This window comes from Pseudomonas sp. G3-19 (assembly GCF_054855875.1).
The window spans coordinates 2,109,435-2,134,278 of the sequence record NZ_JBMPIQ010000003.1; the positions used below are offsets into that span (position 1 = coordinate 2,109,435).

Annotated in this window: 29 protein-coding genes; 17 read left to right on the forward strand and 12 right to left on the reverse strand. The window is 57.4% G+C overall.

Annotated features, from left to right (window positions below; all coding sequences use genetic code 11):
- Positions 1-2 precede the first annotated feature (2 nt).
- From ACOYXI_RS09700 to ACOYXI_RS09710, 3 genes are all read right to left on the reverse strand, one after another.
- Complete coding sequence (locus ACOYXI_RS09700; RefSeq protein ID WP_460160789.1) at positions 3-1,277, reverse strand: aromatic ring-hydroxylating oxygenase subunit alpha; 1,275 nt, start codon at positions 1,275-1,277, stop codon at positions 3-5.
- Between the two features lie 374 nt (positions 1,278-1,651).
- Complete coding sequence (locus tag ACOYXI_RS09705) at positions 1,652-2,581, reverse strand: LysR family transcriptional regulator (protein WP_460160788.1); 930 nt, start codon at positions 2,579-2,581, stop codon at positions 1,652-1,654.
- Positions 2,582-2,882: 301 nt separating this feature from the next.
- Positions 2,883-4,073: an acyl-CoA dehydrogenase family protein gene (locus tag ACOYXI_RS09710; RefSeq protein ID WP_461674787.1), complete on the reverse strand. Its 1,191-nt coding sequence runs from the start codon at positions 4,071-4,073 to the stop codon at positions 2,883-2,885.
- A 242-nt stretch (positions 4,074-4,315) separates the two neighbouring features.
- Between ACOYXI_RS09710 and ACOYXI_RS09715 the strand changes: the two genes are divergently transcribed.
- Positions 4,316-4,840, forward strand: a complete 525-nt coding sequence (locus ACOYXI_RS09715) for a flavin reductase (protein ID WP_460160787.1) — start codon at positions 4,316-4,318, stop codon at positions 4,838-4,840.
- A gap of 14 nt (positions 4,841-4,854) precedes the next feature.
- Positions 4,855-5,547: a hypothetical protein gene (locus ACOYXI_RS09720; protein ID WP_460160786.1), complete on the forward strand. Its 693-nt coding sequence runs from the start codon at positions 4,855-4,857 to the stop codon at positions 5,545-5,547.
- A gap of 28 nt (positions 5,548-5,575) precedes the next feature.
- On the opposite strand, the gene ACOYXI_RS09725 is transcribed toward ACOYXI_RS09720, so the two are convergent.
- Positions 5,576-6,514 carry a LysR family transcriptional regulator gene (locus ACOYXI_RS09725; protein ID WP_460160785.1) on the reverse strand — a complete coding sequence of 313 codons (939 nt, stop codon included), beginning with the start codon at positions 6,512-6,514 and terminating at the stop codon, positions 5,576-5,578.
- Between the two features lie 264 nt (positions 6,515-6,778).
- Here ACOYXI_RS09725 and ACOYXI_RS09730 point away from each other — a divergent pair, with 264 nt between their 5' ends.
- On the forward strand, positions 6,779-8,194 hold the full coding sequence (locus ACOYXI_RS09730; protein WP_460160784.1) for an MFS transporter: 1,416 nt from the start codon (positions 6,779-6,781) through the stop codon (positions 8,192-8,194).
- A gap of 37 nt (positions 8,195-8,231) precedes the next feature.
- Here ACOYXI_RS09730 and ACOYXI_RS09735 read toward each other — a convergent pair whose 3' ends face one another.
- Complete coding sequence (locus ACOYXI_RS09735; RefSeq protein ID WP_460161523.1) at positions 8,232-9,104, reverse strand: LysR family transcriptional regulator; 873 nt, start codon at positions 9,102-9,104, stop codon at positions 8,232-8,234.
- A gap of 143 nt (positions 9,105-9,247) precedes the next feature.
- Between ACOYXI_RS09735 and ACOYXI_RS09740 the strand changes: the two genes are divergently transcribed.
- From ACOYXI_RS09740 to ACOYXI_RS09765, 6 genes are all read left to right on the forward strand, one after another.
- Positions 9,248-10,369 (forward strand): muconate cycloisomerase family protein, encoded by a 1,122-nt coding sequence (locus tag ACOYXI_RS09740; RefSeq protein ID WP_460160783.1) that lies wholly within the window; start codon positions 9,248-9,250, stop codon positions 10,367-10,369.
- 16 nt (positions 10,370-10,385) lie between these two features.
- Positions 10,386-10,676 (forward strand): muconolactone Delta-isomerase, encoded by a 291-nt coding sequence (gene catC / locus ACOYXI_RS09745; protein ID WP_460160782.1) that lies wholly within the window; start codon positions 10,386-10,388, stop codon positions 10,674-10,676.
- A 46-nt stretch (positions 10,677-10,722) separates the two neighbouring features.
- A complete protein-coding gene (gene catA / locus ACOYXI_RS09750) occupies positions 10,723-11,658 on the forward strand; it encodes a catechol 1,2-dioxygenase (RefSeq protein WP_460160781.1) in 936 nt (311 codons plus the stop codon).
- Positions 11,659-11,757: 99 nt separating this feature from the next.
- Complete coding sequence (locus ACOYXI_RS09755) at positions 11,758-12,837, forward strand: catalase family peroxidase (protein ID WP_461674788.1); 1,080 nt, start codon at positions 11,758-11,760, stop codon at positions 12,835-12,837.
- Complete coding sequence (locus ACOYXI_RS09760) at positions 12,837-13,397, forward strand: cytochrome b (protein ID WP_460160779.1); 561 nt, start codon at positions 12,837-12,839, stop codon at positions 13,395-13,397. Before ACOYXI_RS09755 ends, ACOYXI_RS09760 begins: the two co-directional genes overlap by 1 nt.
- 600 nt (positions 13,398-13,997) lie before the next feature.
- Positions 13,998-14,732, forward strand: a complete 735-nt coding sequence (locus tag ACOYXI_RS09765) for a hypothetical protein (protein WP_136493478.1) — start codon at positions 13,998-14,000, stop codon at positions 14,730-14,732.
- A gap of 155 nt (positions 14,733-14,887) precedes the next feature.
- Here ACOYXI_RS09765 and ACOYXI_RS09770 read toward each other — a convergent pair whose 3' ends face one another.
- From ACOYXI_RS09770 to ACOYXI_RS09795, 6 genes are all read right to left on the reverse strand, one after another.
- Positions 14,888-15,220, reverse strand: a complete 333-nt coding sequence (locus ACOYXI_RS09770) for a phage holin family protein (RefSeq protein WP_461674789.1) — start codon at positions 15,218-15,220, stop codon at positions 14,888-14,890.
- A gap of 539 nt (positions 15,221-15,759) precedes the next feature.
- On the reverse strand, positions 15,760-16,119 hold the full coding sequence (locus ACOYXI_RS09775; protein ID WP_461674790.1) for a PA0613 family protein: 360 nt from the start codon (positions 16,117-16,119) through the stop codon (positions 15,760-15,762).
- A complete protein-coding gene (locus ACOYXI_RS09780) occupies positions 16,112-18,331 on the reverse strand; it encodes a VapE domain-containing protein (RefSeq protein ID WP_461674791.1) in 2,220 nt (739 codons plus the stop codon). The genes ACOYXI_RS09775 and ACOYXI_RS09780 overlap by 8 nt, the downstream gene beginning before the upstream one ends.
- On the reverse strand, positions 18,321-18,545 hold the full coding sequence (locus tag ACOYXI_RS09785; RefSeq protein ID WP_093099971.1) for a TraR/DksA family transcriptional regulator: 225 nt from the start codon (positions 18,543-18,545) through the stop codon (positions 18,321-18,323). Before ACOYXI_RS09785 ends, ACOYXI_RS09780 begins: the two co-directional genes overlap by 11 nt.
- The gene (locus ACOYXI_RS09790) at positions 18,538-19,056 is read right to left on the reverse strand and encodes a phage regulatory CII family protein (RefSeq protein ID WP_108224732.1); all 519 of its coding nucleotides are present in this window, start codon (positions 19,054-19,056) and stop codon (positions 18,538-18,540) included. Before ACOYXI_RS09790 ends, ACOYXI_RS09785 begins: the two co-directional genes overlap by 8 nt.
- Before the next feature lie 319 nt (positions 19,057-19,375).
- Positions 19,376-19,651, reverse strand: coding sequence for a YdaS family helix-turn-helix protein (locus ACOYXI_RS09795; protein ID WP_373870917.1), 276 nt, complete (start codon positions 19,649-19,651; stop codon positions 19,376-19,378).
- 80 nt (positions 19,652-19,731) lie between these two features.
- On the opposite strand from ACOYXI_RS09795, the gene ACOYXI_RS09800 reads away from it, so the two are divergent.
- The 8 genes from ACOYXI_RS09800 (at position 19,732) to ACOYXI_RS09835 (ending at position 23,682) form a co-directional block, all read left to right on the forward strand.
- Positions 19,732-20,493 carry a LexA family transcriptional regulator gene (locus ACOYXI_RS09800; RefSeq protein WP_461674792.1) on the forward strand — a complete coding sequence of 254 codons (762 nt, stop codon included), beginning with the start codon at positions 19,732-19,734 and terminating at the stop codon, positions 20,491-20,493.
- A 264-nt stretch (positions 20,494-20,757) separates the two neighbouring features.
- Positions 20,758-21,348 carry a hypothetical protein gene (locus ACOYXI_RS09805; protein ID WP_093099961.1) on the forward strand — a complete coding sequence of 197 codons (591 nt, stop codon included), beginning with the start codon at positions 20,758-20,760 and terminating at the stop codon, positions 21,346-21,348.
- 10 nt (positions 21,349-21,358) lie between these two features.
- A complete protein-coding gene (locus tag ACOYXI_RS09810) occupies positions 21,359-21,640 on the forward strand; it encodes a phage antirepressor KilAC domain-containing protein (RefSeq protein ID WP_236191883.1) in 282 nt (93 codons plus the stop codon).
- A gap of 25 nt (positions 21,641-21,665) precedes the next feature.
- A complete protein-coding gene (locus tag ACOYXI_RS09815) occupies positions 21,666-21,806 on the forward strand; it encodes a hypothetical protein (protein ID WP_164486587.1) in 141 nt (46 codons plus the stop codon).
- Entirely contained in the window at positions 21,799-22,179 is a 381-nt protein-coding gene (locus tag ACOYXI_RS09820; RefSeq protein ID WP_093099956.1) for a pyocin activator PrtN family protein, read from the forward strand. The genes ACOYXI_RS09815 and ACOYXI_RS09820 overlap by 8 nt, the downstream gene beginning before the upstream one ends.
- A complete protein-coding gene (locus ACOYXI_RS09825; protein ID WP_461674793.1) occupies positions 22,176-22,643 on the forward strand; it encodes a hypothetical protein in 468 nt (155 codons plus the stop codon). Before ACOYXI_RS09820 ends, ACOYXI_RS09825 begins: the two co-directional genes overlap by 4 nt.
- Positions 22,640-23,410, forward strand: a complete 771-nt coding sequence (locus tag ACOYXI_RS09830; RefSeq protein ID WP_461674794.1) for a DNA cytosine methyltransferase — start codon at positions 22,640-22,642, stop codon at positions 23,408-23,410. Before ACOYXI_RS09825 ends, ACOYXI_RS09830 begins: the two co-directional genes overlap by 4 nt.
- The gene (locus tag ACOYXI_RS09835) at positions 23,407-23,682 is read left to right on the forward strand and encodes a pyocin activator PrtN family protein (protein ID WP_093099948.1); all 276 of its coding nucleotides are present in this window, start codon (positions 23,407-23,409) and stop codon (positions 23,680-23,682) included. The genes ACOYXI_RS09830 and ACOYXI_RS09835 overlap by 4 nt, the downstream gene beginning before the upstream one ends.
- 1 nt (position 23,683) lies before the next feature.
- On the opposite strand, the gene ACOYXI_RS09840 is transcribed toward ACOYXI_RS09835, so the two are convergent.
- A complete protein-coding gene (locus tag ACOYXI_RS09840; protein WP_461675562.1) occupies positions 23,684-24,808 on the reverse strand; it encodes a site-specific integrase in 1,125 nt (374 codons plus the stop codon).
- Positions 24,809-24,844: the final 36 nt, after the last annotated feature.

Genomic DNA, 24,844 nt, shown 5'->3' on the forward strand with positions numbered 1-24,844 from the left:
TCTCAAGCCGACATCAACTTTTTCCACTGCTGGTACGCCGCACGCATGCCGGTCTCGGCGCTCACGTCGGAAATCCGGCCGTCTTCGCTAGTCTTCTCACCAGGCAATCCGCGGTTGAGCATGATCCATAACTCCTCACCGGCACTGGCGCCCTTCTGCACGCGCTCCCATGCCTCGGAATCGTCCGGCGTGCCGAAACCCATCGGGCCCTGAAAGTGCTCGTGCAGGCGTAACCGGTAACGGTTGGCGGCTGCCGGGCCGCCGTCCATGGTGATCACGGAGTGATGGATCTCGGTCTCGGTCACTGAAATCGGCTGCAACACCCGGAAAAAGGCCATCGAACACGCAACATTGGGAAACAGGTTGAGGTTGAAACCCGATCCGCCTACAGCACGGACAATGCGACGAACCTGCAGCTCGTCTATGCCCTCTTCGCGTAACTCGGCGGCGAGCCTTTCGAAACGTTCAGGAATCGGTTTATCAAGGTCAGCTTCGAGATCGACCAGATCAGGAATCATCACCATGACGCTATGGCCGTTGCCCAGGTCTTCGACATAACCGGGGCCATTGACGAAGTCGAACAGGGCCAGGGTCTGCTCGTCCACCGAGGACAGAAAGCTTTTGTGCACCAACGGGAAGTGATAGGCGTCGGTGGTGTTTTCCAGCTGGATTTTCCAGTTACCGGGAAAGCGGAAACGATGCTCGCCGGGGACCTTGATGCCATAGCCGGCCCCCTGTTTCATAAACAGGTCCATCCATTTTTTCGCCGCGCCGAGGAAATCTTCCAGCGGCTCGATGTCCTGTTTGAAGGTCGCGAAAACCATGCCGGCGTAGCTTTCGGTGCGTAGACTGATCAGCGGCAGTTCGCTCTTGTCCAGGCAGTCGCCGTAGCTCTCCGGATGCGGAATGCCGCGCAACGAACCATCGAGGGCATAGCCCCAGCCGTGATAGGGACAGACGAAGCTGTTTGTCTTGCCTTTCTTGTGCTCGCAGACAGTGGCCCCACGGTGGCGGCAGCGATTAAGCAGTACGTTGATCGACTTTTTACGGTCGCGCACGACAATCACCGGCTGCTTGCCGATATAGGTCGTTTTGTAGCTACCCGCCTCGGGCACTTCGCTTTCGTGCGCCACCCAAATCCAGGTGCTGTGGAAGATTTTTTCCAACTCGGCATCGAAGAGCTGCGGATCGGTATAGAGCGACGTATGAACACGATCACCCTGCACCAGGTCTTGAGGGTCAACCGACAGATTGACGGTGGGAATAAGCTTGGTCACGGAATCACCTTACTATTTTGGCAGTACAAGGTTTCGCGGGCGCATAGCGTCTGTCACGCCCACGGCACGGCAGCGCGTCCAGCGCAGCGCGTTGGGTATCGGCAGTCAGCTCAGAATGCGAGCGGCAAAAGACGGGGTTGGCTTCTTAGGGATCCATAACGCGCCAGTGACACTGGCACGTACGAGCGCAGAGACGGGTTTGAGTGCACGGTCATGGCATTAGCCCTCGTTCTTGTGCGCCTCCCGGCTGGGAAGCTTTATGACTCACAAGCTAAAGGGCAGCGGCCGACCGCTCAATGACAGGTCCCGTCAAAGTCGTTGCGCCTAGCGCAACAAGCTTGGACGGTTAAACAGGGGCGGATACGCACGCGCAGCTACTGAAGCGCCCTCCTCATGGTCTTGGCGATGTCCATGGCCAACTCACGGCTCAACTCGTCAAGGCTTCGGCCGCGACGCGCAACGACATGAATTTCTGTGGCATTCAGTTCTTCGCAATCTATCGTCAAAGCTTTGAATATGCCGTTGCGCATTTCATCCGTGACGTGCAGTTCAGTTAGAAGAGTGGCGCCAAGGCCGGAGCGAACGAAATCAAGGATCACCGACAGCGAATTGGAGGTCATCGACGGAGTGACGTCGATGGACTGCTCTCGACAAACGCCATCGAGTAATTCTCTGACGCGAAATTTCGGTCCAGGCAGCACCAGTGGCTGTCGGGCCACTTCTTCAAGCGTGACAACGCTGCGTTGCGCCAGCGCACTGTCCCGATGAACGATCAGGCGCAGCGGCTGCGGCAGGCTGAAAAGCCGGTTCAGACGCGTTATCTGATCAGGCGCGAAGACGACGCCCAAGTGTGCTTCGTCCGCGATTACCATACGTTGCACTTCGCAGGACGGGGCGGTGATGATTTCGCTCTTGTGCAAATGGTGCGCACGCATCAGTTCCTGAAGGGAATTGATCGATTTCGCACCCAGCAAACCCTCTCCTACTGCGATCACGGTTGTCGCGTCGGCAATGCCGCGCAACTTATCCAGATGAGTCATGAACGCAGCGTAGCGAATGTTACGCTCCTCGTAGTAGGCCACGGCTGCTTCACCTGCGGCTGTGAGACTCATCCGGTGCGTGCCCTGCCTGACCAGATCAATCCCCAATTCTTCTTCGAGCTTGGCTATCTGGCGGCTCACGGAAGAGGTTGCGATGCCCAACTCTTCCGCGGCGGCACGCATCGAGCCCTTTGCATGGCTCAGATGCAGGTAGCGAAGACGGTTGTCCTGCAATTCAGTTTGACGACTGCTGCGATGTGGCATCGATGTACCCTTTTTCGAAACGACGTGCCGCGCAGCCATGACAGGCCTGGATGCGCAGCGATGCGGCCCGCCCCTTGAGCGAGGGGCAGTTACCGGCATCCTACATCAGGCTAATCTGGAGAGGGACGCGTATCGAATCATCGGCCACGAACAAGACGGAACAACTGACTGCGGGCAAGGCGCCTCCAAGGTGAGATACACGCAGGGGCGCAATCGCCGTTTGTCATGCAAGGGTCTAATGCTGGATTTTTATCGGCTTGCCTTGCACGAGACGTCAACGTTTCGTGCAAGGCGTGCGGCGTCATGGATACGGAGTGGTGGGCGCAATACCAGCAAACAGTGCGCCGGCGCTGTCGTAGGTCGCCTCGCCGAGGAAAGCATGCTGGGTGACTACCATCGAATCGCGCAAAATCCATTGCAGCCGGTTCTCATCGAAGATCGCTGCGGTGCCCGCCAGCCGATAAGCCATCGCCACCACCTCTGCACAGGTGTGCGCCGCGTGCGTCGCGCTCAATCGAAGCAAGTTGGCTTGCTGCTCGGTGACTGGGTCGCCGGCCAGTATGGATGCCCAGACAGCGTCCGGCGCTTCGTAGAAAAAAGCCCGGGCGCTGCGCAGCATCGCCTCAGCCTTGCCCAGTTCAATCCGGTAGTACGCGCGATCACCTAGCCGGGGCGCGCCGGTAACGGTCTTGGTGCTGCCCGACATCGCCGTTACCAGATCCAGCGCCGCGCGCGCCAGCCCCAGATTTACCGCCGCATGCACTTGGGCCTGATAGGAAACCGAAGGATAACGATATAGTGGCTCATCAATGGTTGCCGCCGTACCGCGCACAAATGTCCAGGCGTGCTCAACGGTTTTGTCTTGCAGTCGTAGATCATGGCTGCCGGTTCCCTGCATGCCGACTACGTTCCAGTTTTCGACAATCTGCACTTCTCTTGCGGCAAACACCGCAGTCAATGGCTTGCCCGCAGCGGCACCGCCGCCGTTGGCCGCAGTCCCCCCAATGCCCACGCCGATCCAGTCTGCGCCCTTGCAGCCACTGGCGAAACGCCAATGGCCGGTAATCTCCCAGCCGCCATCTACGGCTTTGGCGGGCTGCAATGGATAAAGACCACCGGCATAGACCTGATCCGGTCCGTTGGCGTAGATAACCGCTTGGGTTTGCGGCGGCAAGGACGCCAGATAAATATTCGCCGAACCAAACGCCGCTACCCAGCCGGTCGAACCGTCCGCCTGGGAAATTCGTTCGATGATGCGCAAGAATTCTCCGGGCGGTAACGCATCGCCACCGAAGCACTTTGGCGTGCTGGCCCGAAAGATACCGACTGCTTTCATTTTTTCGATCATGTCACGAGGTACGTGTTTGCGCTGATTGAACTCGCCACGACGTGAGGCGATCTCGGCGATAACCGCATCCAGGCCTAGCGTGTTAATCGTTTCTGATGCAACAGAGTTTTTAACGTTCGAAATGCAGCCAACTTTGCTGTTCATCCAATTCTCCGGAATGGCAAACTTAAACACCGGCAGAATGGAGGACAAACTTGACAACGATCAAATTCGAAACATGCATAATCTAGATAAAAGACATGAATAAGCCCAATCATTACCGCTTGCAAAGACCAAAATTGGAACATTCCTTTCATTAATATCCAGCATACGAAAGACGAATTTGACCGCATGACGCTCGAGCATGAATATGCCAGCGTCAACGTTAACAATGGGAACTTGTCATCATGAATACAACAATTAAAGCAGATTTCCGTCAGGCACTTTCGTTGTTGTCAGCTGCCGTCAATATAATCAGCACCGATGGCCCCCATGGCCGTCTCGGGCTGACCGCCAGTGCCGTCTGCTCGGTCACCGATTCGCCACCGACTGTTCTGGTATGCATCAACCGCAGCAGCTCCATACACCAGGCGCTGCTGGGAAACCGCGCACTGTGTGTGAACATTCTGCCCGGCCATCAGGAAGAAATAGCCCGGCGGTTCGCCGGAATGACCGACGTACCGCCTGAAGAGCGTTTCGCCGACGATGACTGGCGCGAAGGCCATACAGGATTACCGGTGTTGGGCGATGCCCTGGCAAGTCTTGAAGGCACTGTAGTGGACATCAAGGATGTGGGGTCGCACTCGGTGCTCTTCGTCGAAGTTGCGCATATTCATGTCGGCGAGCATGGCGAAGGGCTGACCTACTTCGGGCGTAATTTTCACCGGCTCGATCGATTTGGCAGCCATGACCCGCAGGCTTCTGCTTCCTGATGAGGACTGTGAATATGACGTTTTGCCTGTTTCTTACAGCCAATAAAAGTCGAACCGAGACATGTCTTATTAAGCAAGATCCGAACTCATTGTTATCGGCGATTCCCGGCGTGATCGAGTGTGCCTGGCATGTAACATTGGCATCGACTCACGCCGATCCTTTCATCGCGGCTGAGCGTTCCCCGGAGTGCGTCATTCAACTATACTTCGGCCGTATTGATCAACTTGAGGCTGCACTGCAAACAACCGGTCCGCTTGCCAGCCTTGTATCAACCGGCAGGCTAGCCGGGTACGAGTGGCAGCAACAAGCGATGCTGGTTAGAAGCTTCAGTGATACCCGATATCCCCCGACGGCGGCGGTTGACGATGAGCGGGTTACGTATCTTGTGGAATACGCCGGCCAGGTCGCCAATGAGGCGGCCTGGGTCGAGCAATACCTTCGTCAGCACCCGCCTTTGCTGGCGAAACTGCCCTGCGTTCGTGAGGTTGAGGTCTATACCCGTCTGGATTATTGCAGCCGGCTACCTGTCGAGCGCAGCACCACGCTGCAACGCAACAAAGTCGTATTCGACTCGGCGGACGCGCTCGATCAAGCCCTTGCCTCGCCGCAGCGCGAAGTCTTGCGCAAGGATTTTCTGAGTTTGCCGCCGTTCAGTGGCTCCAGCCCCCACTACCCCATGCGTACATACCAATACCGATCCGCCTAGACGGTAATCGTCCGCCCAGGCAACTCTATCAGTGTGCCTCGCCTGTCTGCGCTGCGGCGAACAGTTCAACCAGCAGCCCTCGCAACCAGGCGATGCCGGCGTCAGAAGAAAAACGGCTGTGGTAGTAGACGCCCACCGAAATCGCTGGCAACTCGATGGGCAAACTCAACAGCCGGTACGCCTGGGTATGGTTGATCTGGGTGGCTATCGCGCGCGGCAGAATCAACGCCAGTTCTGTGGTGGCGACTATCTTCGGAGCAATCGTGAAATTCGGCACCTTCAAGGCGATGTCTCGCTGCAAGCCCACCTTGCGAAACGCTGTATCGGCGGTCAAGCCGTGCCCGGTAATGTTACTGGATACATGCACGTAGCGTAGCGCCGCCATCTGATCGAAGCTCATGCTGTCGGACTGTAATGGATGGCCTCTGCGTAGCAGGCAGATGAATTCATCTTCCAGCAGACGCTCGTAAATGCAGTCATCTGTAGGCTCGACCAGATAGCCCACAGCAATATCGATATCGCCCTTGCGCAGCGCCATGGCCAACTGGTCGATGGGCAGAGGATGGATCTCCAGGTTGATGCTCGGGGCCAGGGTAACGAGGACCTCCATCAGCCTCGGCAGGACATACAACTGCGACATGTCGGACATCGAAATGCGGAAGGTACGCGTCGCCGTTTCCGGGTCAAAGCGTGATGACATCATTAGCGCTCCCTGGATGATGTCCAGGGCATGCTCGATCGGGCCGGACAATCGAATGGCGGCATCGGTAGGTTCCATCGACGTCGCCGTTCGGACGAACAACGGGTCATCGAAAACGTCGCGCAAACGGCGCAAGGCATGGCTCACAGCGGGTTGGCTGAGATGCAGTCTTTCCGCAGCGATAGTAAGACTCCGGTGCTCCCAGATAGCCATAAAGGTTTTCAAGAGATTCAAATCAATCGTGGCCATATTGATATGTTTCGTCATGGAAGTCTCGAAGTTGCTGATGTCTACGGTTCAGCCCTGATGGAATCATCGGAAGGCCCGGCGACTAGTATGCAATCAAAGCTCAGTAACGATAAGTTTTTTCTCAGCCTTGATTAATAAAACGAACACTTCGCCGCGCTGCGCGCAATTATTCATTTGGTGCATTGCGCAAATAATTCTAGATCATTTGACCCTCTCCAATAGCGGCTATTAACGTAACAACACGCCGTCGCGAACGATTCGACGCGTTCCAAGAGATTAATCATGAGAGTCGTTGATAATATGAAAAATAAAATGACTGTACCTGCAAATGATAAGTCCAGTGCGTGTGGACCCCACGGCGTAATACGTGCAGTTTATATATCTGTCATTGGCCAGATTCTCGAATGGTATGACTTCTTCTTATATGGAACAGCGGCGGCTCTGGTTTTCGGCGAATTGTATTTCCCCATTGACGAGGATCCGCTGACTGGCGTCATTGCGGCCTATGCCGGTCTCGCGCTCGGGTTCGTCGCTCGTCCTGTCGGCGGAATATTGTGTGGGCATTTGGGCGATCGCTACGGACGCAAGATGGTGCTGACGCTAACGCTCAGCGCAATGGGCGTCGCCACCTTTTTGATGGGGCTGTTGCCCACTTATCAGAGCATCGGTATCGCTGCGCCGGTGATGCTGGTGATGTTGCGACTGGTGCAGGGGCTCGCGGCCGGCGGCGAGTGGAGCGGAAGCATTCTGGTAATCAGCGAAAACACCCACCAGAGCCAGCGCGGCCGCTTTTCCGCCTGGGCTCCATGTGGCGCGGTCGTCGGCTTCGCCCTGTCAACGGGCGCCTTCATGCTCGCGGAAAAGATCTCTGGCGATGCCTTCATGACCTGGGGTTGGCGTGTGCCGTTTCTGTTCAGCATCGTGCTGATTGCCGTGGGTCTGTATTTGCGCAGCCATATGCATGAAAGCGAGGAATTTGCACAGGTCGCGAGCGAAGGAAAAGCCGCTCGCGCACCGATCATGGAAGTGTTGCGTTTTCATCCACGGCAAATATTGATGATCTTTGGCCTGCGTTTGGGTGAAGGCTGCGCGTCATGGATGTTCTTCACCTTTTCCATCGCCTATGGCAAGTTCCTTGGTCTTTCCAACGCATTCGTTCTGGGCGCGTTGACCTTTTCGATGGTGCTGATGATTCCGTGTGCGCTGCTGGCCGGGTATATCTGCGACAAGGTGGGACGCAAACCGGTTTACCTCACAGGTGCAGTGGCTATGCTGTTGTTCGCCTACCCGTTTTTCCTGATGTTCCAGTCGGGTGAGCCGTGGATCATTGTGACTGGACTGGTATTGGCGAACGGTGTAATTCTGGGCCTTCTCGAAGGCGCTCAGCCAGCCTTCATCAGTGAGTTGCTGCCAGCCCGTCTCAGGTTCTCCGGTCTGGGCATCGGACGCGAAGTCGCCTCGGTGTTGGGTGGCGGACTGGCACCGATCATCGCCACGGCGCTTCTGGCGCACTATCGCGCTCCGGAGCCCATCGCAATCTATCTGGCCAGCATGGCGCTGATTACCGTGATCGCCACCTTGCTCACGCCTGAAACCTATCCCCGCGAGCAACGACTGCGCGACCGTGCATTGGCCGCAGAGCAGAATCGAGCGCCCGTGGAACCCTACATCGAGCGCAGCTCGGCGTTGGGTGGATAATCCCGACCGCGGCGCTGGCCATTTGCAGCCATACCACTCAGTCCTTGAGCGTGGCGATAATCTCGTGACAGCGCTGCACCATCGCACTCGTATCGTTCATCCGAGCGCTGAGGATGATGGGTGATACGGCACCCGGTTCCTCGATTTTCACGTAAACAAGATCAGCGCGGTGCTGCTGTTGTACCGCCTCTGGTACCAAGGTGATGCCAAGCCCGGCAGCGACCAGTCCGAGAGCCGTCTGCAACTCGTTGGCCCACTGCGAGACCTTGATACCCAGACCGTGATTGGCAAAAAGCGCCAGCACATGATCGGCATAGCTGGGCCTTGGATTGCCTGGATAGAGTATGAAGCGCTCGCGGCAGAGTTGCTCAAGCGTCACCGAACCAACGGCAAGCGCATGCCCGAGCGGCAGAACGGCCACCAGTGGATCCTCACGCAGCACTGTCTGCCGGACCGCGCCATCGTCGAAACGGATACGCCCAAAGCCGATATCGATGCGGCCGCTTTTCAGCGCTTCGACTTGTTGCAATGTGGTCATTTCATGCAGACCAAGTTCCAGGTTCGGATCCAGCCGCAGTTCACGGATCAGTTGCGCAAGGATCCCGTAAAGCGTCGATGGCGCAAACCCGATCGCCAGCCACTGGCGCTGGCCCTGACCAATGCGTTGGGTGTCCAGGCACAGCTGTTGAAATTGCTCGAGCAGCAGCCCGCTTTGCTCATGGAAATAGCGTCCGGCCTCAGTCAGTTGCAACGGCCGGCTGCGCTCTAGCAGCGCGGTGCCGAGGAACTCCTCAAGTTGCTGAATCTGTCGGCTCAGCGGCGGCTGAGCCATGTTCAGCCGCTCAGCCGCCCGCGTGAAATTGAGTGTCTCGGCTACCGCTTTGAAATAACGCAGGTGTCGCAAGTCCACGATACCTCCTGAGTATGGATGTACATAAAATGGATATTGGACGCTTCGTTTAAGCTCGAAGATGCTACGCCAGAGGCACAAAAGATCCAATGAGTATGGATCACGAATTTGCGTCATCACCACAACCTGCCATGGAAATTCTAATGAGCGCAGCCCGAATCGAGCGTCTGGAAACGATCATCGTCGACTTGCCGACTATCCGCCCGCATAAACTGGCCATGCACACCATGCGAGGTCAGACACTGGTCATCCTGCGGCTCATTTGCAGTGACGGCATCGAAGGTGTTGGCGAAGCCACCACCATCGGCGGCTTGGCGTATGGCTATGAAAGCCCGGAAAGTATCAAAGCCAACCTCGACGCCTGGTTCGCGCCATTGCTGATCGGGCAGAACGCGACCAATCTAAATGCGCTGATGCGCATGCTGGACAAGGCCATCAAAGGCAACACATTTGCGCGATCAGCGGTTGAAACCGCCTTGCTTGATGCTCAGGGCAAGCGCTGCGGGCAACCAGTAAGTGAGTTGCTCGGCGGTAGGGTCCGCGATGCACTGGAAGTGGCCTGGACGCTTGCCAGCGGCGATACCGACAAGGACATCGAAGAAGCCGAGCGGATGCTCGACGAGCGCCGCCACCGCATCTTCAAGCTAAAAATCGGCGCCCGGTCGCTGGCGACCGACTTGCCCCACGTAATTGCCATCAAACGCGCGCTGGGCGACAGAGCGAGCGTGCGTGTAGATGTGAATCAGTCCTGGAGCGAATCCGAGGCGATTCGAGGCTGCCAAGTGTTGGCGGAAAATGGCATTGATCTGATTGAGCAACCCATCTCACGTCATAACCGCAAAGGCCAGGTACGCCTGAACCTGCGCAGCGCCGCGCCGATCATGGCTGATGAATCCATCGAATGCGTAGAAGACGCTTTCAACCTGGCACGCGACGGCGCTGCCAGCGTCTTCGCGCTGAAAATCGCCAAGAACGGCGGCCCACGTGCAGTTCTGCGTACCGCGTCCATCGCCCAAGCAGCGGGCATTGCCCTTTACGGCGGAACCATGCTCGAAGGCGCCATCGGTACCCTGGCATCGGCGCACGCTTTCATCACTCTGGAGCAACTGCAATGGGACACCGAATTGTTCGGCCCACTTTTGTTGACCGAAGAAATCGTTGCACAACAGTTGATCTACCGCGACTTCAAGTTGCACGTGCCCAGCACTCCCGGCCTGGGCCTCACACTGGACGAAGGCCGACTGGCTCAGTTCCGCCGCCATTGACCACAGGAGCAGGAATATGTTGTTTCACGTAAAAATGACCGTCAGGCTTCCCGCCGATATAGACGCCCAGCGCGCCGCCCGCCTCAAAGCTGACGAGAAAGATCTCGCCCAGCGGCTCCAGCAAGAAGGTAAATGGCGACACCTCTGGCGTATCGCCGGCCACTACGCCAACTACAGCGTCTTCGATGTAGACAGCGTTGAGGCACTGCACGAACTGCTGATGCAGTTGCCGCTGTTTCCGTACATGGACATCGAGATCGACGGCCTGTGTCGTCACCCCTCCTCAATCCATGCGGACGAGCGCTGAACAGCACGCCCTAGTACCCATTACAAAAATAAGACGAGGACCGATCATGACGGTAACCATTTCCCACACCGAGCAGATCCAGACATTTTTCAAACAGGCTGCTGGCCTGGAAAACGGTCGCGGCAGTCTGCGCATCAAACAGATTCTGTTTCGTCTGCTGCAAGACAGCGCACGTCTGATAGAAGAACTGCAAATCACCGATGACGAGTTCTGGACTGCCGTTGATTACATCAATCGTCTCGGCGGGCGCAATGAAGCCGGTTTGTTGGTGGCAGGTCTTGGGCTGGAGCACTTTCTCGATTTGCTTAATGATGCCCGTGACGAACAGGCCGGCAAGGTCGGCGGCACACCCCGCACTATCGAGGGGCCTCTTTATGTGGCAGGCGCGCCGCTGTGCCAAGCTGAGGCGCGTATGGATGATGGCAGCGAAGACGGCATCGCGACGCCAATGTTCATCCAAGGTCAGGTGGTCGATCTGGCGGGCAACCCGATCGCTGGCGCGATTGTGGACTTGTGGCAAGCCAACACCAAGGGCAGCTATTCCTGGTTCGACAAATCTCAGTCGGATTTCAACCTTCGTCGCCGTATCGTGACCGACGAACGCGGCCATTACCGGGCGCGCAGTATCGTACCGTCAGGGTATGGTTGCGATCCGCAGGGACCGACTCAGGAATGTCTCGACCTGCTTGGCCGCCATGGGCAGCGCCCGGCGCACATCCACTACTTCATCTCGGCCCCGGGCTTCCGCCATCTGACCACGCAGATCAACCTGTCGGGTGACAAATACCTGTGGGACGATTTCGCCTATGCCACTCGCGAAGGTCTGGTGGGAGAGGTACGGTTTGTCGATGATCAGCAGGCGGCCACCAACCGTGGCGTTCACGGACGGTTCGCCGAGCTGGACTTCGACTTTCAGTTGCAACCGGCTCATGACGAAGTGGAACAGCAGCGCAGTGCCCGCCCGCGGGCGCTTCAGGGCTGAACGTTTCCAATTGCCTCGCCCGCCCCTCGGAAAACCCACATACAAAGGGGCGGTTTTTTATACAACTAGGGAGGTTGCCCGTGAAACACATGATTGAAGATGTCTGACAGCAATCTGTTCCTATTTCTGAAACGAGCCGCGATGCCTGTGTGCGGCATCGCGGCAATCACGGGTTCCATCGCGCTGGGCTTTGCGTGGACCGCGGGGCTGATCGGCGGGCGAACGACCACACGCACCTTTCTTGGCGACTCGCTCGCCAACTTCGAACCTGGGTTTCGCCGCGCGCATGGCAAGGGCATGTGCTTCGCAGGCACTTTCCACAGCAATGGTGCAGCCGCTCACCTCTCATACGCACGAGTGTTCTCGCAGGGGCAGGCTCCGGCTATCGGCCGGTTTTCCGTGGGCGCGGTAGATCCGCACGCCGCCGACAACTCTTCGGCGACCGTCAGCATGGCTCTGCTGTTGACCGCTGAAGACCGGTCGCAATGGCGCATGAAGCTGAACAACGCACCTTATTTCGATACGCGTAGCCCCGAGGGTTTTCTCGCCCAGCAACAGGCACTCAAGCCCGATACCCGCACGGGCAAGCCTGATCCAGCACGCGTTGCGGCGTTTCTTGCCGACTATCCAGAGGCTCGAAAAGCATTGGCACGCAAAGCGAGTGCGCCTTGGCCGAGCAGCTTTTCTGGTGCGCAGTACAATGTGATCAATGCCTTCGTTTTGCTCTCCTCCGATGGCAAGCGTCAGCCGGTGCGCTGGTTCATGCGTCCGCATGCAACCTTCTCAGCATTCAGCACCGAACAGCGCGCCAAGGTGAGTCACGATTTCCTGTTTGATGATCTGCGACAGCGTCTGGCACAGGGCCCGCTGTCATGGGATCTAGTGCTGCAATTGGCGGATGCGAGTGATCCGATCGACGATCCATCACAGCCTTGGCCGGAGCAACGACCGCAAGTGACCGCCGGCACGCTTGAGGTGACCGGCGTTTTCGACCAGGTCAACGGCGCCTGTCGGGACGTTAATTTCGATCCGACACTGGTGCCTGCTGGCATCACACTGTCCGCCGATCCCGTACTGGCAGCGCGGGCAGGTATCTATTCGCACTCTTATAACGCTCGGCTGCGAGAGATTGCCCTTGGTAAAGCAACAGATGCCGTCGGTAAAAAGGAAGGCCACTGATGAAAACAAATTCGGTCACTCATTCGCCTCGTCGCTTCAATCTGCTGGCAAGAATTCTTCATTGGTCAATGGCGCTAGCGATTATTGCCATGCTGTTCATCGGTGTGGGGATGATGACATCGCTAACGTGGCGTCCATTTCTCATCAACTGGCATCAGTCATTGGGCGCAGCCATTCTTTGCCTCGCGAGCATACGTCTGTTCAACCGGTTATTACATCCCGGCCCGCTGTTACCCAAGAGCGTCCCTAAGTGGCAAGCCACAGCGGCAAGAGTTACGCATTGGTTACTTTATTTTTTCATGTTCAGCCTGCCACTATTTGGCTGGGCGATGCGCTCAGCTGGCAACTGGCCGATCACCATACTGCCCGGTTGGAACGTACCTGCAATCGTTGGTGAAAACCCAGTGGTCTATGCTTGGTGCCGGATGCTGCATGGAGCATTTGCGTGGCTGTTTTTCGTTGCAATTCTAGGCCACATCAGCGCTGCCTTGTTACATGCTTGGGTGTACAAGGATAAAGTGTTCGCCACTATGATGTTTGTGCTCAAACGCGAGTCATAAGAACACCCGCCGATGTTCCACGGGAACGTGTGTGATGTCAGAAAATGCTTAGACCCTGAAATCTAGTTGGAGCAGCAATCATCATCATCATCGCTCCCTTGTATTCATATTAACAGTTAGGCTCAACAGAACAGCGGATCCGAGGCGAGAAAGCGGCTGGGGCAAAAAAGAATCTAATCCCTCTGTCAATCAACAGTGTTTAGCTGATTTCTTTCCCAACCACTGGCGATCGGCGAAGGCACACCGAGCAGTGCCTCGGTGGGCAGCACATCGACTTGCTTGCCATAGACAGGACCAGTCGTCCGTTTCCCTTAAGCCATGCGATGTAACTTGGCTACGGGCCTATGTGCCAGCAAACGCCGTTGTCGAGACAGGCACGTGGCTGCGGTCATAAGCCTTCCTTTTCAGCGGCTTTTTTTCAATGAATCCTTTCAGGATTTCAATCATTGAAATTTCAGTAAGCTGGCGCGCCTCACACTAACGCGATCCCGCGGGTTTCCGACCCCGTGCCCCTTGAAATTCCTCAGGGTCCCCGGCACTTTCTGCGCCATTCGCGTTACGCTAATCTCCCCCCATCCACCAATACATCAAGGACGAAGCGTGTTCTGGAATAGAGACAAGAAAATTCGAGTTGAGCTGACGGCTCCAATAACCATCGCCCAGGCGAATTGCAAAGATTTGCAAACGCCGTCTTCGCTAACGCCGGTTATAAAGACGATAGACAAAGACTTTGCTCTTAAGCTTTTGATAGGTATTGCGCTCTTTTTACAGACAGCTCTCTTTGTCGACGGCTACCTGGAGCTTGCGGCCTACTTCGAGCAGTTCGGCATCTCGACAAGCGAGCTCGAATTGACTAACCCGGCGATCTTGGCTGCCGGTTACATACACTGGTTTACCATGGTTATGAGCTGGGTGGACGACATGCCCATTGTCGGCCCATTTCTGCAATGGTTTCCATTCGGGACAGTGGCGTTGGCGTATGTTTACACTCTTGCAAATCACGAAGCGAAAGGACAATCCTTTTTTGTTAAGGGACTAATGGGAAGTTTGGCACTGTTCGTGATTTTCATTCTGCCTACCATCGGAATAAGGCATGGGGTTGACAGGGGCAGACATGACGTCCACGAAGCAGCTGGTATCGAGGTAGTGAACGGTCTAAGCCAAGTACATACCGTCGTAACCAAAGAAGGAGAAAGCATCACCGGGTATCTCGTGGCAGCAGACACTAAAAGCGCTTTTCTTCTCGCGAATCAGACCGTTTACAAAATCGACAACCGAACAAACCGAGTGATGAGAAAGGTACTGCTGAAGGCGAAACCCAAAAAAGCTCTCTAGGTATCAAGCGCTGCGAACCTAGTGCATTCCGTTTGAAAAGACGGACATCCCTGCAAAGGTTTCAGCTAGAGAGATTCCGCGAGTTCGATAACCCGTGTAGGGGGCGGCCCTCGGGGAGGACCCGTGAAATCTGCGCCCTGCCCGGCCTGCCCGACTCATACCTTCGGCTCGGCCTCGCTCAGGTCCAGCCGCTTGGCCACCCAGCGCTCGTACAAGCCGATGGCGACATCGGCGCCGGCCATCGCGGTCAGGCAACCCAGGGCGCCCGCCGTCCAGATCGACAGGCCCGCGCCAAACAGCAACATCATCGCTGACACGCCGCAGACGATGCAGGCACCGGACCGAAGTGCGAGGCGGCGCAACAATGCCCAGCCTCTTGCCCCGTCCTTGTCAGCGCGCCACATCTCGCCGGACACACCGCCAACCAGGGACAGGGCAATCACCAACCAGATCGGCATGTCTGCCAGTGCCTGCTGCTCGTTCGTCATTTCCCTGCCCCTTAAACAAAAAGACCCGGCGCTATGGCCGGGTCAGGTGGTGGGTGGCCTGCCGCGCTTTGCGGTCGCACCCATCGAAGATGGCCCCTTTTTACAGCTCGATTCTGGTGGTAGCAAGACCGTTTTAATGCCATCCGGTGAATGTGTGGGTGACGCCCGGTGAACGGCTGGCGAATGTCGGTGAATATCTCAACCCGGCTGGCTTTTGCTTCTGGTGTTTTAGCGGCGTCCCATGCGTCCCACCTCTCTAAAACTAGGTGGGACGTCCGAAAGCCCCGCAGATTGGGGCTTTGCCCCACCGTCCTACTTTTATCTCTCTTTTCTCGTGTATAGAGAGAATATTTAAAAACACGCGTGCGCGTGAACACGCGCATTGATGCCCGCTACGCATACACGGGCGGGAGGCATGAAAAAGGTGGGACGGTGGGACAGCCCAACAACGACGGGGCCTGCGCCCGTCCCACCACCGCAAAAAGCAGTGGGACGGAGGCAGGCCAGTGGGACGGCGTGAGCCAGAGTAATGCCCACGATCAAGCCGCTTCCCCCAGGAGGAAGTGCTCAACCACAATGTGAGCGTCATGCAGGCGCTGGTAGTAGAGGTTGCGTGTGCAGCCACTCTCAGCCAGACGCGCAGTCAGAGGCGCATCAGGCTGGAAGTAATGCACCTGGACTACCGTCATCAACTCGGGATCAAGGCGTTTCTTGACGATGCGCTCGATGTCCAGGGAGGCCTCCAGCGGCACCCTGCTCCCGCGCCTTCCGCGCACAAGCTGGCCACCGCTTTCCATCATCATCGCGACCATGTTGCCGCCCGAGTAACCAGCGGCCAGCTCATCGCTATGCAGCTCCTGCGCCCATTGCTTGAGGGCCATATCGATCGCCTTAATCATCGAAGCACGGCTCCTCGAACTCAGGTTGTTCCAGCGCAGGCGCCCTGCCCCAACCCTCCGGTTTCTTGTACGCCCAAGGCCGCTGGCCGCTCTTGCTCAGGGCGCCCAAACGAAACCGTCGCCACCCCAGTCGATGCAGAATCGCACCCACACGCATCTGCTCGGGTTTGCCCCAATGACCGGGATCGAGCTTGAGCGCCTGACTCATCACCTCACTGCCGGTGGTGGTCTCACCGATCTGCGACTCTTCGAGCCAGGTCAGGATGGGCGTTTCCCATTCGTCCACCACAAAGCGTTCGTCCTGCTCCTCGCTGAACATCGGCGCTTCCTCTCGTGTTACCCACCAGAGGTCGCCGGCCTCAAAGCAGAACATCGCTTCGGCCCACAGCTGATCGCGGATCTCGCGCAGCAACGCCACGTCGACCTTGGTACAGGCCACCGGCCAATAGCGTCGGTTGCCGGTGGCGTCCTTGAGGTACTCGTCCTGGTTGGTGGTACCGACGAAAACACACTGGCGTGGCACGTCCAACGTTCTGCGGCCATAGCTTTCGCGGTAGGTGTCGGTCGACGCGGAGAAGAACTGCTTGGCCTTGGTGCTCTCGGCCTTGTTGAAGCTGTCCAACTCGCCGAGCTCGACAATCCACTTGCCGCGAATCGCCTGGAAGCCGTCCTTGTCGCCGAGGGCAAACGGCGTGTCCATGAACCACTCGCCGCCAAGCACGCTCATGGCGGTCGACTTACCAGCGCCTTGTACGCCTTCGAGGATCATCACCGAGTCCGCCTTGCAGCCGGGTTTCATCACCCGTGCCACGGCGGAGATCATCCAGCGCTTGCCTACCTTGGACGTGTAATCCGTTGCCTTCACACCCATCACATCGGTCAACCAACGCTCCAGGCGCGGCACGCGATCCCATTCCAGCTTTTTCAGGTACTCGCGCACCGGGTGAAACGCGTGGTCGTGGGCCACGACGCTGACGGCTTCGATCACGTGCGAGGACTTCACGCGCAGGTTGTACTGCTGCGCGAGCCACTTCATGACGCGCACATCATCGATGTCGGCCCACTCACCGGTGCCGCCGCCATAGGGCGCTGCACGCAGCTTGACGATCTTCGAGCTGAAGGCGCAGTAGCTGATCACCCCGGCCCAACGTTCGTCGTGAGCGAGGATCAATTCGACGTTCTGCATGTGCGCGATCAGCGCGCCGCTCTCGCTGCGGGCCAGTTGATCTTTCCAGCCACCAGCCGCCGGTGGACGGACCACGGCCAGCACCTGACGGCGAACCGCGTCGAGGCCTTCGGCGACGTGCAGGTCGTTGAAGTCGGTCCACTTGTCGTGACGCTCGACGGAGAAGATCGGCGCAACGACTTGGGCGCCGACGATCAGAGCAGCATTGCTGGCCTTCTCCTCACCCGGGTTCCACGCATCACCGTTGGGCTTGGTGGTCTTCCAGTCGTCATCGCGGCAGATGATCAGCGGGCAACCGGCGAAGCGCTCGCGCATGACCTTGCACACGGCCAACAGGTTGCCCGCATCGAAGGCCACCGCCACAGCGAGCGACGTCGCCATGTGCAGGCTGGCGCCGGTGGCGTAACCCTCACAGACCAGCACCGGTTCGCCCGGTACCGGATGCGGACCGAGCAGGTGGAAAGCGCCCTCCTTTGCCATCCCGTAAGGCCAGTAGGATTTGTCGCGGCCGGTGTCTTCTTGCTTGTTCGGGAAGATCACCTGGAGGCCCATTATCTGATCACGGGCGTTCTTCATTGGGACCAGCACGGCGCCGGTGCGTGGCGCATAGCGGACGTTGATGCCGACGATCTGTTTGCGGTCCAGGTAATCGCTACGCCCGGTGGTCGGCATGCGCTCGAACAAACCCTGCGCCCTTTTCGCGGCCCGCCGCGCAGCGTTACTTGCGATTTCGGCGGCGCGGCGCTTGGCCTCTTCCTGACGAGCGCGCATCACTTCGCGCTCTTCCGGCGACATGCGCCCGGCCTTGACCTTGACCTTTTGCGTCTCGCCCGAACGCCAGTCACCGAAAGCGCCGAAGATCAGCGTGTCGCCCTTCTCCGTGCGCTGCTCGTGAACCACGTACCAGCCGTTCTTTTCCTTGCCCTTGTCCTGCGATGTCTTGCAGCGGGTCAGCTTGCCGAACACCAGCGGTTGCGCTGGCTCCAGACCGTAATCGGCGAATTGGCCCAATACCTCATCGAGCATGCTGAATCCCCCGCTCAGACAGGGACTGGCAACTGATGCACTGCGAGCAGCCCGGTTGGGCCAGACGACGCGCTTCCGGGATCGGGTCGTCACAGGCTTCGCAGAACAGCAAGGAATGAGCAGTGCTTTCGGCTTTGGCAGCGCTGCGCGCCGCCATGGCCTGATCGATGCGTTCCTGCACCAAGTCGTTGGCGAAATCAGCGATGTCAGCCACGGTCAGCACCTCGCGTCGTCTGGTTGACGTAGGTGGCGCGGTTGAACAACCCGAGCAGCCCTTGAATGCCCCGGAACACCTGCAGGCGAATCGCCGCGAGTTCCTGATCGGTGACGACACCGTCGCCGATGCTCTTGGCCCAGGTCTCGGCGAGATCCGCGACTTGGCGGAAGTATTCGGCGATGCCGGTGGTGAGAGTCTCGGGCATGTCGTTGGTATAGGTGTCGGCCAGCTCCTGCCAGATCGTGTCGCCGACCAGCGCATGCACCGCATCAAGAATGCGGCGATCCTTGGTCAGTTCGAGGATCTCACCGAACTCCTGAATGTTGATGGAGTGGCTCGGATGGGTTGGCGATAGTTTGTGCTGCAGCGTGGTCGAGTTACGACCGGTCGTGGCTGCAATGGCAGCAGCGCCGCCCGGGTAATCGCGAGCGGCGTGGTACAGCGCTAAATCGAGCGGCAGGATTTCCCGCTGCGCCCGTTCCAGAGAACTCAGAGCGATACGGCTCATGGCATTAATCCTAAAAGTTGCCAGTGCCGCGCGACAGAAGTTGGTGATACATTTGCCGCGTGGTCTGGAGAGGCCCAAAGCCGGCTAGGTTCGTAAGACCAACACCGGCACCGTGCCGGGGCGAACAATCCGTTGTTCACCCCTGGCGCAACAGCTGCCAGCTCTGTGGTAAGAACGGCAGCAACACCAAGGCTTCCGAGCCTTGGAAACGCGATGAAAGTCGGCGGCATGTGGTGTGCTCGCCTTCCGACATCGCGACCCGATAGCATTGTGGTGATGCTGTCGGGAGAAAACAGGCGACCTTTGGGTCGCCTTTTTTCTAGTTTTTTTGGCTGTTGATGAAGTTGATCGGAGCGGGAAAGACTTCTGGTAGATCCGGCCTTAGCTCATGTGCGGATAACGCTCCTCGACAAGCTTTTACAATCAACGGCACCTGCTTAACGGGGACACCTCGGCGCATCCAGTTGAACAGTCGCTGAGGACTAACTCCGATAATTCGAGCGAAAGCCGTAGGAGAGCCAGCAGTGCAACCTATCGCTCTCTCAAGAGCGGAAACGGGTACAGGCCCCACTTGGGGTGAATTGAACGAGCTCATAGATTTACCTCGACACACCAAACACGAAACAAACAATACGTTTGTTATCGGAATACTGCAAGCGGGGTAACATACTGTTTATGAAAACACGGCTGATATCCAACAACGCTGAGCGCTTTGTGAAAGCGCTGGAGCTGACCAACACAGGTGGTACAGAGCTGGCTCGCGTACTCGGGTTAGAAAACGACCAAAATATTACGAACTGGAAAAAACGAGGGGTACCGGCCAATAAAATAAGCGCAGTAGCACTTGCGCTCGGGCTGAGGAGAGAGTGGCTCGAATACGGTGATCTGCCGATGTTTACGGATGATGCCGAGATCGTTTACGGGGTCACGGATGATGGAGAGCCCTATGAAATGACCTCCATTGTTCCATGGAACTCTGATCACTCAATTGAAAAAGATGATCTGGTGTTCTTGCTGACAGACCAGAGCGGAGCGCCTATAGAATCGAGCCAGGTTGACATACACGGCGCTCACAAACGTCATGTCACGCTTGACGTAGCAACTCTTAGAGAATGCGGGGTCAACGCGAATAATGCTGTGTTCATGCTGAACGTTGGGAATAGTAATCAACCCCTTATTCCTCATGGCGCAGTGCTCGGCATTGACAAAGCTTTTACACGAATTGTCGATAGTGAATTGTATGCACTGACGCACAACGGCACCTTGAGGGTGAGGTTCTTACAGCGGTTATCCAGCGGAGCAATCAGGCAAAAATGCTTCAATCGTGAAGAGTATCCCGACAAAGAATACTCAATGGATCAGGTTCTCGAACAACGGATTGTCATCCTCGGACGCGTGTTTTGGTGGTCAGTAAGCAGACCTTTAGGCTCAGCCTAATCTCAAGAAACCAAACAAACCGTGTTGACCAAACAGCAAACATATTGTTTACTCGCCTCACTCTTTACCACAGAGCGAGGCAATACCTATGCGCACCACCGCTACCTTACATGTCCATCCGACATGCGTAAGCAATCGCAACCTGATCGAACAACTACAGCTCACAACAGGCTGTCTGGTCGTCATTCATAACAGCAAGCCCAAGCTAGTCGCCAAGTCCTGCCAGCCCTCTCCTATCGATCCGAACGGTGGAGGGCAAGCGGCATGATCAAGTACAAGGTCGACAACCGCACACTGCAGTTGCTCAACGCCCAGGTCAACCTGACCGAGACCTTCAACCACGTCCTGCGAACAGCACCGAAGCGTGATTGCCTAGCGTTTCGCCTCAAGGCTGAGCGCGGCACAGTGGAAAGCACTTTTGTCGTCGAACTGGGCAGCGAACGCCACACGCTGACCCTGCACAACGACAAGAAGATGCACCTCAAACTCGCCGACTTCATCGAAGAGATTGCCAACGGTCCGTTCGACGCGAGCAACTCCAGCGACCTGGTACATCGCCCGCATGCCGATCGTCAATACGGCCGTTTTGATGTCCAGGACAAGCAGCGCGTGTTCGAACTGGTGCACACCGGCGGTGTGCTGAGCCTCGACATGGGTTTCGAGCTTCCCCTGCATGTGGCGCTGCATCGCACCCATTCACGCCGGGGCGTCACCGCCATCTTGAGCATCGGCAACAAGAGCCCGCATACGCGTTGCTTCACCCTGTACGACCCCGATGCCGAGATCTACGCAAAGCTCATTGAGTCCATCAACCACCTTGCTGCAGCCGCCACTCCTGCTGCGCATGCTGCTTGAGGAGCCGTTTATGGAACGCACTCTCGCCCAAGCAGCCACTCAACTCGGCCTCACTCGCCCCAAACTGATCGCTCTCATGCGGGAAAAAGGTCTGCTCAAGGGAAACCTGCCGGCGAACCCGAAGCGAGACAAAGCGTACCTGCGGGTCAAGGACAGTCCTTGGTATGACGAGAAACACGGAATGCAGTACAGCCAGTCGACTCGGGTGAAGCAGGCCGGTATCCGTTGGCTGGCCGAGCAGTTGGACATTGATCTTCCTGCCATCCCGGCAGATCGCCGTGACGTGGCCTAGGGAGTACGCCCGCCAGATCATTGCCATGCGCACACGTGAGGAGCGCAACGCCGCGCTCCTCGAAGTGCCCGAACATCTGCGCGAGCTGACCAGACGCCACTGCCTGAACGCCTGGAACCACCCGGCACGACAACAACGCAAGGAGGCTCGACAAGGCCATGAGTAACGCTGCACAGAACCCGCTCCGCCTGCATCCGGCGCCCGAATCGGCCACCGTCGAACTGCTCTATCGCATCTTCGGTGACGTCCTGATCCCGCTGGAAAAAGTCCGCGAGCAGTACTTTCGCAATCTCAACGAGCAGTCGTTCGTGACGGAGATCAACAGCGGCCGGATCCAGCTTCCGATCACCACGCTGGACACCAGCCGCAAGGCGCTGAAGTACGCGCACATCCGCCACGTCGCCTCGCTGATCGACATCCGCGCCTACAAAGCGGATGAAGACATGCAGCGACAGCAGGACGGCCAACACCCTGTTGCCCCCACACCACTGACGGCCGTCACCACCGGCCAACGACAATCCCAGGAGCACACCACATGATGACCCCAATACAAATCGGTGCACTCGTCACCCTGATAGTTCTGGCCGCCCTTCTGCTCTGGGGCGGTTACATCATGGGCCGCAGCGATGGCCTGGAGACAGGCCTGCGCGAGGGTGAAGACATCCAGCGCGCCGCAAGCGCCAAAACCATCCGCGAGCTCCAGGCCTCTCTGCAGTTCATCCGGGCCGATCACACGCGCCTCGTACAAACCTGCAAAGGACTTGAAGCAGGTCCGCTCTTCGGCCCGGCCGAGCACCAGACGCTGGTCGCCATCGGCGAGCTACTGCGGATCGCCGCCGAGACCTTCAGCGCCTTTCGTACCGGCAAGAAGCTTGAGCGTGACGCCCGCTCACTGCGCGAACAGGTGCTTGCGATGGCTGCGCAGCTGCAACCAGGAATTCAGGACAACAAGGTCGGACAACCGCTCTCCGGCGCCGCGCAAGTCACTGTGGAGGCTGCGTGAATGAGTTGGCTCTTTTCGCAGGCGCTGGTGGCGGAATACTCGGCGGACACCTCCTCGGCTGGCGCACCGTCTGCGCCGTTGAGCGTGATGCCTACGCCGCACAGATTCTGGCGCAACGACAAGCCGATGGACTGCTCCCGCCTTTCCCGATTTGGTCAGACGTGTGCAGTTTTGACGGACGACCATGGAGAGGCCTTGTTGACGTGGTTTCGGGAGGATTTCCTTGTCAGGACATCTCGGTTGCAGGCAACGGCCTTGGTATCGCCGGCGCCCGCTCCGGACTGTGGCAGCAGATGGCACGAATTACCGATGAGGTACGACCGCGCTACGTCGAACTGGAGAACTCACCATTGCTTGTGGGAAGAGGACTTGCCGTGGTGCTCGGTGGCCTTGCCGAAATCGGGTATGACGCGCGATGGGGTGTTATTGGAGCGGCTGACCTCGGCGCCCCTCATCAGCGGGACAGGATCTGGCTCATCGCAGAAGACACCCGTCAGACGATGGCCAACACCGGTGGCGAGCATGGCAAAGGGATCCTCCCCTGCCGCACTAACTCGCCGATCGGGAGCCGACCGCTCGAACGATCGCCTGGATCACGCCGTGATGGCACTGGATGGTGGTCATCTGAACCCGGAATGGGCCGAGTGGCTGATGGGTTGCCCATCGGGTGGACCGACTTAAGGCCATTGGCAACGGACAAGTTCCAGTCGTGGCAGCAACAGCATTCGAACACTTGTCAGGATTTGAAAATGGGTGAAGGCGCATGAAAACCTTATTTCTGCTAATGGCTCAATACAACGGGCAAACAATCATTTCAATTAATCAAGTTTGTAAAGACTATTTCACACACCTAACAACCGATATGTTTCAGCGCAAAGTAATGGCTGGTCAAATTCGAATACCTATCACGAGACTCGAATCCAGCCAGAAAAGTGCTAAAGGAATTCACATAACAGATTTAGCAGCGTATTTAGACTTGCAGCGGGAGGCCGCGGTAAAGGAATGCAACCAGCTCAACGGAATTCGCCGAGCCAGCTAATTCACTGCTTACCCCAGGCGCCCAGCTTCACGGGCGCTTGAATGATCCTCTCTAACCATGGCCATTCGGCATAGTGGTCACCCTTCCCGCGAAGATGGGTATACCTACGCAACGAGTTCCAGTCACGGTGCCCGGACACGCTGGCCACCCGCGGGATATCCCAATCCATCTCAAACAACCGACTAACTCCGTCGTGTCTCAGATCGTGGAAGTGAAGATCTTCAATCTCCAGAAACTTGCACGCCTTCGCCCAGGCCGTAGAGATCGACGAAGAGTTGTAGGGGAAAATTTCCGCACGCTCTTTTGGCATGCTTTGCAGAATTCGCCAAGCTTCGTCGGGTAGGTGGCACCACACATCATTGCCGATCTTCTGCCCTGGGTTCTTCATGTCTCTCACCAAAACTCGCTGGTTCGACTCATCTACGTCGTCCCACAGAATTCGGCTTATCTCATCCTGCCGACGCGTGGAAAAAACCGCGAAACCGATCACCTTCAGCATGTTGATTGAAGTAGGCCGACGCTGCTGCATGCTCACGAAGTGCTCAAGAAGCTTATCCAGTTCGTCCCTAGTCGGACGTCTATCGCGCTCCCGGCTCTTCATGTTATAGCCGAGCTTCCTCAACACCTTCCGAGCGTCCGGCATCGCGTGAGGGTCTACCTCATACCCCCAAGCGGGACGCGCAATCGAAAGGACAGCCCCAAGATGCGCCAAATCGTTGCCAGCCGTCTGCGGCTGGACGCCGCCGCCCTCTTTACTCATTCGCCAGAGTGCAAAATCCACCAACCGTTGACTGTTGATAGCCGAATCAACGGTCTGACCAAACTCCGTCGCCGCTATAGCATTTAGAGTGGCTTCCTTGGTTTTACCCAACGGCCGGACTTTCTCCATTTCATCCAGGTACTGCTTGATCATGTCCTGAACGGTGACGCCCTTGCGGTTCGCCCGCTCAATCGCACCAGGCTGATCTAGCTCTGCCTCACGTCGCCGCACCCACGCTTGTGCCGCCTGTTTCCGGGCGAAGGTCTGGCTCTCTTGGTAGACTTGCGCTCCATCGCGAAACAGGCGTATCTGTGCCGTGTAACTGACTGAGCCATCGGTGCGTTTTCGTGCTCTGATCGTTGCCATAGTCGACTGGTACAATTCCGAAAGTGATTGGTACAT